This is a genomic window from Finegoldia magna, from assembly GCF_003182075.1.
GTDB lineage: Bacteria > Bacillota > Clostridia > Tissierellales > Peptoniphilaceae > Finegoldia > Finegoldia magna.
On record NZ_QGTH01000033.1, the window covers coordinates 1 to 9,175 of the forward strand.

Here is a 9,175-nt window from a genome sequence, read left to right on the forward strand (position 1 = left end):
TATATGCTGAAATTTTTAAATAAAGGCATAGATAACAGTTTTAGAGGGCGACTAAAAGTGATTAAAGATTTTTCTTATACTATTTCTACAAAACAGATGAGAGTACCTAATTCTGGAATAATAGAGGTTGGAAATAATCAGTATAGGTATTTAACAGAAAGAGAATGTTTAAGACTCATGGGTTTTGATGACGGTGATATAGACAAATTAGAGAAAGTACATCCAAGAAGAAAAAATTGCACTTCAAGTAAACTTTATAAGCAGGCCGGCAATTCTATTGTGATTGATGTTTTAATGGCTATTATAAAAGAAATTCATAGAATGGAGGTATAAAATGCAAGTAAATGATTTTAAGAATATACAAGAAGCAATAAAGTATGAAGTTTTGCAAGATGAAAAAGAATATTTAAAACTCTTAAAAGTTATAGGCAATAATCAGAAATATGATTTTTCTAGCCAGTTAAGTATATATAACAAAGAACCTGAAGCTAGAGCTTGTGCGACTTTTGATATGTGGAAAAAATATTTTGGAAGAGTTGTTATGAGAGGTCAAAAGGGTATTCCAATTTTAGTTGGAAGTGATGTAAATCAAAGAATTTCATACATTTTTGATATTAGTCAGACCACATCAATGGATAGGAATATTAATGAGGTTAGCTTATGGCAGTTTGACCACGAAAACCATAAGGAGGCTTTAAAAGAAATAATAAGAGATTCTTCATTTGAAGCTAGTGATTCACTTAATGAAAATATATTTTCTTTAAGTCGAATTTATGGAGATGAATATATTAATTTGGCTCTTGCTGATTTAAGGATAGATATAGAGGATAGACTTAGTTTTGAAAAGTTTATGAGAGACTCAATATCCTATGCAGTAGCTAATAGGTTTAATACAGTCTATCCTATGGATATGGAAAATTTAAAAAATAATTTTTCTAGGATTAATACTATTTCTTTAGAACAGATAGGTCTTGTAATATCAAGGGTTAGCGAAGATATTATAGATAGCACAATAGAAAAATCTAAGGGAATGGATCGTGCTAGGCTGCTGACAGAAAGGGCTGCTGCCGACTATAATAGAGATATAGAAAATATAAATGAAGATAGAGGAGGTCAAGATGATTTATATAGACGAGATGATAGGTCAAGAAGTAGAGATGGACGAGTTTTCACAGGTGGAAGCGACAGAGGAAATAGCAATGAAGATCGAAGAGAAAACCTTGGACATGATGGAGAAGGATCTGGAATTTATGGAGAAATTTCCGAATCCAACATACGCAGTTCTAAGACTGTCTTACCTGGTAGGGAGCGAGGACATGGAGAACTGGAAGAAACTTCAGGAAATGTACGAGGAGAAAACACTTTTGAACCACTTGAAGGAAATTCAGAATCAGGCAGTGGACTTTATCAAGAGAGAGAAAGTCAAGATGATGAAATCACAAGGATTGACAGAGAAGATGAAAAGAGAGAATCCAGAACAATACCAAGGACAGATGAACAACTTGATGGCAACAGTGAAGAAGATGGCAATCAAGGAATACGTGGAAGCTTAGAAAATGAAATAAGCCAAGAAAAGGAAGCTGATGAAGCTTCTTTTTTTGATGGCAAAAACACTGAAAATAGAAAAGATTACTGGATTGTAGAATTTAATGAAAACCACGAATTAGTTCCCGATTATAGTGGGCAGATAGTAACCAAAGAATTAATAAATGTCCTAAGACAAAAGGATATTGATGTTAAAGACCATAATCAAACTCTTGGAGAAAATGAATTTGGAGAAATGACAGATGATTATATTGGATATTTCAAATTCTATTTTGACCACTATGTAGACGGCGAAGTTGTCGAACATTATAGGATTGACATTGGTGATGGTGGAGAAGTAAATGAGCGTGAATTTTCATATTTAGAAGAACAAGTTGCATTAAGTGAGGAAAAATCTTTTCAAGAAGAAGTTAAGGAAAAGATAGAACCTAAATTTAAGATAGGGGATCAGGTTAGATATAAAGATAAAGAATTTACCATTACAGATTTTGATGAACTAAGTGGAGGACTTAAAACTGTCACTATCAGAGATAATATGGAATATATGGGAGGTATGATTAGGGGTTCGGAAGTAATTCCATATAGAAACGATTCATACCTTGAAGAAATCTTTGAAAATCTAAGTCAAACACCAGAAAAACTAGCAGTAAAAGTTGGAAAAGAATTTATTTTAGAAGATGAGAATATCTTTGATGGAATTAACTTAATTGAAACAGGAACTAAAGTAGAAGTTAATGGAGAAGAAATTCCCTTATTTAAGGGTGAAACATTTGAAGAAAGTAGGAAAATTGATGACCTTTTAAATAGTGGAAATTACGAGATATACAAATTATCTGAGCATGAAAAACAAATTGAAAGACAAGTAGAGCAAGAAAGCTTTATTGATAACCACAATCCTGAAATTGACCAAATGATGGATAGATACAATGTGCCTAGGGAAGCAGCCGAAAACTTATTGAGGGGTAAAGAAGATTTAAAGAATCTAGGCTATGAACCTGATAGGGAAAGGCTAAGTTTTGCTAGAAATTATGACTTGAAAAATCATATCTACTCAGAATACCTAACACCATCAGAAAGGCTAGATAAAAATATAAAAGCTATTAAAATGCTAAAAAGACTTGAAAATGAAAATAGGAGTCCAAGAGAGTATGAACAAGCCTATCTTGCTGACTATTTAGGTTGGGGTGGTCTTGCCGATGTCTTCGATGAAGAAAAAGGAGGGCAATGGCTTGAAGCAAGAAATATTTTAAAAGAAAATTTAACAAATGAAGAGTATTTAAATGCTAAAGAGTCTACCTTAACATCGTTTTATACACCTAGAGAGGTAATGGATGGAATATATAAGACTCTAACAGATATGGGATTTAAGACTGGAAATATCCTTGAACCGTCTGCAGGAGTTGGTAACTTCATAGGTAATATGCCAAGTGAAATAAGAGGCTCTAATGTCTATGGAGTAGAAAAAGATAGTCTAAGCGGAAGAATAGCAAGAGAACTTTATCCTGAAGCTAATATTCAGATTAAAGGCTTTGAAGAAACAAACTTCTCAAATAACTTTTTCGATTTAGTTATAGGAAATGTTCCCTTTGGAGATTTTAAAGTTAACGATCGTGAATATAACAGAAATAATTTTCTGATTCACGATTATTTTTTTGCAAAGTCAATAGACAAGGTTAGGAATGGAGGAATTATTGCCTTCATAACATCATCTGGAACTATGGATAAAAAAGATGAATCTGTTAGAAAATATATTAATGCAAGATGTGAATTTTTAGGAGCTATGAGGCTTCCTAATACAACATTTAAAGGACTTGCTGGTACAGAAGTTACTTCAGATATTATTTTTTTAAAGAAGAGAGATTCAGTTATAGAAAGAGATGAAGATTGGGTTCATCTAGCAACTGATAAAAAGGGTTTGACTTATAATAAATATTTTGTAGAAAATCCACAAATGGTATTAGGGGATATGAAAGAAGTATCTGGTAGATTTGGAAATACTATTACTTGTGATGAAAAAGAAGACGAAAATCTAAAGGATTTAATGGATCTAGCAAGTAAGGAAATATCTTCAAATTCAAAATATGAAGAGGTCGAACTATTGGAAGATGAAGAATTAAGTCTTCCAGCAACAGATGATGTTAAAAACTTTTCTTACACCATTATTGACGAAGATGTTTATCTAAGAGAAAACTCAGTCTTAACTAAGCAGAATATATCAGATAAAAACAAAGTAAAGATTAAAGATTATCTTGATGTAATGAATGCTTTAAAAGATGTAATAGAAAAGCAAAAGGATGATTTTTCTGACGCGGAAATAAAAGAGTCACAAGCAAAGTTAAATGAAGTATATGATAACTTTTCAAAGAAACATGGCTTTATTAACTCCTTATCAAATACTAGAGCCCTAAAGGAAGACTCAAACTTTCCTTTGGTCTCATCAATAGAAATACTTGATGATGAGGATAATTTCAAAGCTAAGAGTGATATATTCTCAAAAAGAACAATAACAAAAGCAAAGGTAGTTGACCATGTAGATACTTCCCTTGAAGCCTTAGTCTTATCAGTTTCACAAAAGGGATATGTAGATTTTGAATATATGGAATCTATCACAAGTAAAGATAGGGACACCTTAATTGGTGAACTTGAGGGCGAGATATTTTTAGATATTAAGGATACAGACCTAATAAATAACAGAATGCCCTTTGAAAACTTTAACAATGACGATTCATTTCATTTTTCATATGTATCGGCTGATGAGTATCTAAGTGGCAATATTAGAGAAAAGATTGGTTACCTCAATTCATATATCGGAGAAATTGAAAATGTAATAGATTTAGCACCTTCTGAAAAGAAAGACACATTATTAAACGAGTTAGGCAAACTCAAATATCAAAGAGAGAAATTACAAGAAGTTATGCCTGAAGAACTCACTGCTTCTGACATAAATGTAAGGTTAGGAGCAACTTGGATACCTCAAAAAGATATAGAAGACTTTACTTTTAATCTTTTAAAAACACCAGGTTATGATAGGTGGAATATAAATGTTAGGTTCTCACCACATACAAGTGAATGGAATATTGAAGGTAAAAGTGTTGACTCGACTAATGACCTTGCTAACATGACTTATGGTACAAGTAGAGTAAATGCCTATAAGCTAATTGAAAATGCCCTTAATCTAAAAGATACAAAGGTATTTGACCAAGTAATAAATGATGATGGTTCGAAGACTTCTGTATTGAATAAAAAAGAAACTATGCTTGCAAGTCAAAAGCAAGAACTGATTAAAGAAGAATTTAAGAATTGGATATTTGAAGATCCTGATAGAAGATATAGGTTAGAAAAGATTTATAATGAAAAATTCAATTCAATTAGAAATAGAGAATTTGATGGCTCTAACTTAACTTTTGATGGAATGAATACTGAAATCAGACTTCGAGAACATCAGAAAAACGCCATAGCAAGGACTCTTTATGGTGGAAATACACTACTTGCCCATGTAGTAGGAGCAGGAAAAACTTTTGAAATGGTAGCTTCTGCTATGGAATCTAAAAAGTTAGGACTTGCAAGTAAGTCATTATTTGTAGTTCCTAATCATCTAACTACTCAAATTGGTAGGGAGTTTATGCAATTATATCCGTCAGCAAACATTATGGTGGCCGATAAAAAAGACTTTCAACCCAAAAATAGGAAAAGATTTATTGGTAGGATTGCAACGGGAGAATATGACGCAGTCATCATAGGACACTCTCAATTTGAAAAAATACCGATGTCTAAGGAATACCAGGTAAGGCATATACAAGACCAAATAGATGATATAGTTTCCTTTATTGACGAGAATAAAAGAAATAGAGGAGAAAATTTTACAGTAAAACAACTAGAAAAGACAAAGAAGAAACTCTTGGTAAGGCTTGAAAAACTAAATGATGACTTTAAAAAAGATGATGTAATAACTTTTGAAGAACTAGGAGTAGATAAGTTATTTATAGACGAAGCTCATAATTACAAAAACTTATTCTTACATACCAAGATGAGAAATGTTGCGGGTATCGGTCAAAGTGAAGCCTTTAAGTCTTCAGATATGTATATGAAATGTAGGTATATGGACGAAATGACAGATGGAAAGGGAGTTGTATTTGCTACTGGTACACCAATATCAAATTCAATGACAGAGCTTTATACCATGCAAAGATACCTTCAGTATGATGATTTAAAGGCAAGAGGATTAGAACATTTTGACGCTTGGGCTTCTACTTTTGGAGAAACAGAAAACACTTTTGAATTATCTCCAGAAGGCACTGGATATAGGCAAAAGACAAGATTTTCAAAGTTCTATAACTTGCCAGAGTTGATGAGCATGTTTAAAGAAGTAGCGGATATAAAGACTTCAGATATGTTAAATTTGCCAGTACCAGAAGCAAATTTTGAAGTTATTAAAACAAAACCTACTGAAGAACAAAAAGAAATATTAGAAGCTATTTCAGAAAGAGCTGACGCAGTTAGAAACAACCAAGTCGAACCAACAGAAGATAATATGCTAAAGATTACAAATGATGGTAAAAAACTTGCCCTTGACCAAAGATTAATAAATCCACTACTTCCAGATGATCCTAATTCAAAGGTAAATGTATGCGTTAAAAATATCTTTTCGATCTGGGATAAGACAAAAGAAAATTTATCGACCCAATTAGTGTTTTCAGATATGTCCACACCAAAAGGAGATGGAGAATTTAATATCTATGACGATATTAGAAATAAGCTAGTGAATATGGGAATACCTAAAGAAGAAATAGCCTTTATCCACGAAGCAGATACAGACAAACAAAAAGATGAATTGTTCTCTAAGGTAAGAAGAGGAGAAATAAGAGTATTATTAGGCTCTACTCAAAAAATGGGAGCAGGTACAAATGTACAAAATAAACTAATAGCCTTACACGATTTAGATGTCCCATGGAGACCGTCTGACCTAGAGCAAAGAAGTGGTAGAATTGTTCGTCAAGGTAATGAAAATGATAAGGTAAATATCTTTAGATATGTAACAGAAAATACCTTTGATGCTTATTTATGGCAGACAATAGAAAATAAGCAGAAATTCATATCCCAAATTATGACAAGCAAGACGCCTGTTCGTGTTGCAGAAGATGTTGATGAAGCAAGCCTATCTTATTCAGAAATTAAGGCTTTAGCTACTGGTAATCCTCTAATAAAAGAAAAGATGGATTTAGATAACGAAGTTACAAAATTAAAAATGCTGGAAGCAAACTATAAATCTAATAAATACAAGCTTGAAGATAAGGTAAATAAAATTTATCCTCAAAGTATTTTAAAAACTGAAATGGAAATACAAGCAGTTAAAGAAGATATTGCAAATATTGAGAAATTAGGAGAAGGAGATAGCAAATTCACTTCAATCAGTCTTGGTGCAAATAAAATTTTAGATAAGAAAGAGGCTGGAGAGAAGCTATTAGAAGAAATAAAAAAGGTAAAGATAAATGATAGCAAGGTTATTGGTAAATATAGGAATTTAGACTTACAAGTTTCATATAACTTCATGACTAATACTCACACTTTTAAACTACTAGGAAAAGCCGAATACTTTGGAGAGTTTTCAAACTCTACTGATGGTAATATAACAAGGCTTGATAATGCAATTGAAAAAATGCCTTCAAGACTTGAAAGATTAAATCAAAACCTTGAAAACTATAAAGAATCTTTAGAAAATGCCAAAGTAGAATTGACTAAACCATTTGAAAAAGCAGATGAGTTAAGGGATAAGACACTAAGACTAGCTGAAATTAATAAACTTTTAGATATGGGAGAAGTGGAAGAATTAGAAAACCAATCACCATTATTAGAAGATTTAAAGAGGGCGATAGTTGATTATTCTAACTACGAGTTTTCAGAATCTAATAGCTATGAAGATTTTGACAAACTATACCCTGATTTAAGCCATATAGGACTTGCCTATACAGAAACACCAGATGGTAAGCACTCTATTCAATATGAGGTAAATTTGGAAGAAAAAACATGGACTCAGTATGTAGATAATGTAGCTATTAGAACAGAATCTTTTGTAGAAGAAGATATATCTAATTCACAAGCTCTTAAAGATATGACCGAAGCCATAAAGATGTCTAGTTTTGATGATCTGGTATCAGTAGATGAAGAAGATTTAAAACAAGCTCTAGGATTAGAAATAGATGATGATGGAAACTTCTATGATCCACTGGCAAAAGATCTTGATAATGACGGAATACCAGATAGGTATGACAATGATTTTAAAGATAGTGATTACTTTGAATCAACTTATGATGTAGAGGATAATCTTCACGCAAAGGAAGAAAAACCATCAATATTGGGACAAATATCCAAATTCAAATCAGAAGAAGAAAAAGATAAAAACCAAGAAAAAAATGAAAAAGGACAAGAAAGATAGAGGAGGGCGAAAGGATCTCCTTATTTAGTACAAGGAGGAAATTATGGAATACAAAGATATTAGAGAAAACTTACAAGAAATGATGAATGATAATTACAAGGACTTTATAAAAGCACTTGTGAGCATAGAAAAAGGCGTTACTGATGAAAAAGCACTTGAAGAAATCTATGTTTTATATATGAACAATGACACAACAGGTTTACTAAGTGATGACTTTGATTATATGATTGATGATATGAAAGAACAGGGTAAGATTGTTGAAAATTCACATAAACTTGAAGAAAAAGACAATCTCATAAATCTCGTGGGTAATATATCTGGGCAAGTAGAAAATCTTGAACGAGAAAATGCTAATGGAGAAAAGTTTAAAGTAAGTAACTTTTCAATTGTTTCGAAAGATGACGATGGAAATAAAATTTATACCAATTGTTCAGCCTATGGAGATAAGACAAAAGATTTAGAGAACTTAAAACAAGGAGATTTTGTTAAAATATTCGGACAAGTAAAAACAAGCATTGACAACAACGGAAAGGAACATAAAAATGTTCGTATTTTATCTTCTAAGCTCTTAAAAGCAAAAGAACAAGTAAAGAGTCAAGACAAGGATAAAAAGTCAATATTAGGGCAAATAAAAAGCTTTAAGACAGATGATAAACTTAAGTCAAATAAGAAAGACCATAGCAAAGGTACAGAAAGATAAATATCGGCAGTCTTCGGACTGTCTTTATTTTTTTTGCTCAGTTTAACGTAGTAAATCATATAATTGAAAGGAATCTGTGTTATATGCTATAATTAGGTAGTTAATCTATACATTTAGAAAGGTAAAATATAGAATTGGAGAAGGTTATGGGGTTTTCCTATGATAAATTATGGGAAAAATCAATATATGAAAATATGAATAAATTAGACCTAAAAAAAGCCATACAAACAACTCCTCATACCATAGCTAAAAAGGGACGAGATGAAAATGTGAGTATGGAAATACTTGATAGGATATGTAGGTATTTTAAATGTGATATATCGGATATATTGGAGTATAGAATTGAAAATACTAATGATTGAAGACGACAGCACAATTGCCTTTGCTGTTAAAACTTACTTGAACAAGCATAATATTGAAACTATTATTTATAACAATCTTTCTCAGACAGAGAATCTTAATTTTAATGATTTTGATTTAATTCTACTTGATGCCAA

3 protein-coding genes and 2 pseudogenes are annotated in these 9,175 nt (G+C 31.8%); all 5 read left to right on the forward strand.

What is annotated here, in order from left to right; genetic code table 11:
- Positions 1-333, forward strand: a 333-nt coding sequence (locus DES33_RS09075) for a DNA cytosine methyltransferase (RefSeq protein ID WP_211305693.1), incomplete at its 5' end; no start/stop codon positions are given.
- Positions 334-2,140: 1,807 nt separating this feature from the next.
- Positions 2,141-7,978, forward strand: a pseudogene (locus DES33_RS09080) (helicase-related protein); the annotation flags it as partial.
- A 43-nt stretch (positions 7,979-8,021) separates the two neighbouring features.
- Positions 8,022-8,678, forward strand: coding sequence for a DNA-binding protein (locus tag DES33_RS09085; RefSeq protein WP_110058777.1), 657 nt, complete (start codon positions 8,022-8,024; stop codon positions 8,676-8,678).
- A gap of 146 nt (positions 8,679-8,824) precedes the next feature.
- On the forward strand, positions 8,825-9,040 hold the full coding sequence (locus DES33_RS09090; RefSeq protein WP_110058778.1) for a helix-turn-helix domain-containing protein: 216 nt from the start codon (positions 8,825-8,827) through the stop codon (positions 9,038-9,040).
- Positions 9,021-9,175, forward strand: a pseudogene (locus tag DES33_RS09870) (response regulator transcription factor); the annotation flags it as partial. The gene DES33_RS09090 and the pseudogene DES33_RS09870, both read left to right, overlap by 20 nt.

Excerpts from the sequence above, each read along its gene's own strand:
- DES33_RS09085 (WP_110058777.1), top strand. The coding sequence starts at position 8,022 with ATGGAATACAAAGATATTAGAGAAAACTTACAAGAAATGATGAATGAT.
- DES33_RS09090 (WP_110058778.1), top strand. The coding sequence starts at position 8,825 with ATGGGGTTTTCCTATGATAAATTATGGGAAAAATCAATATATGAAAAT.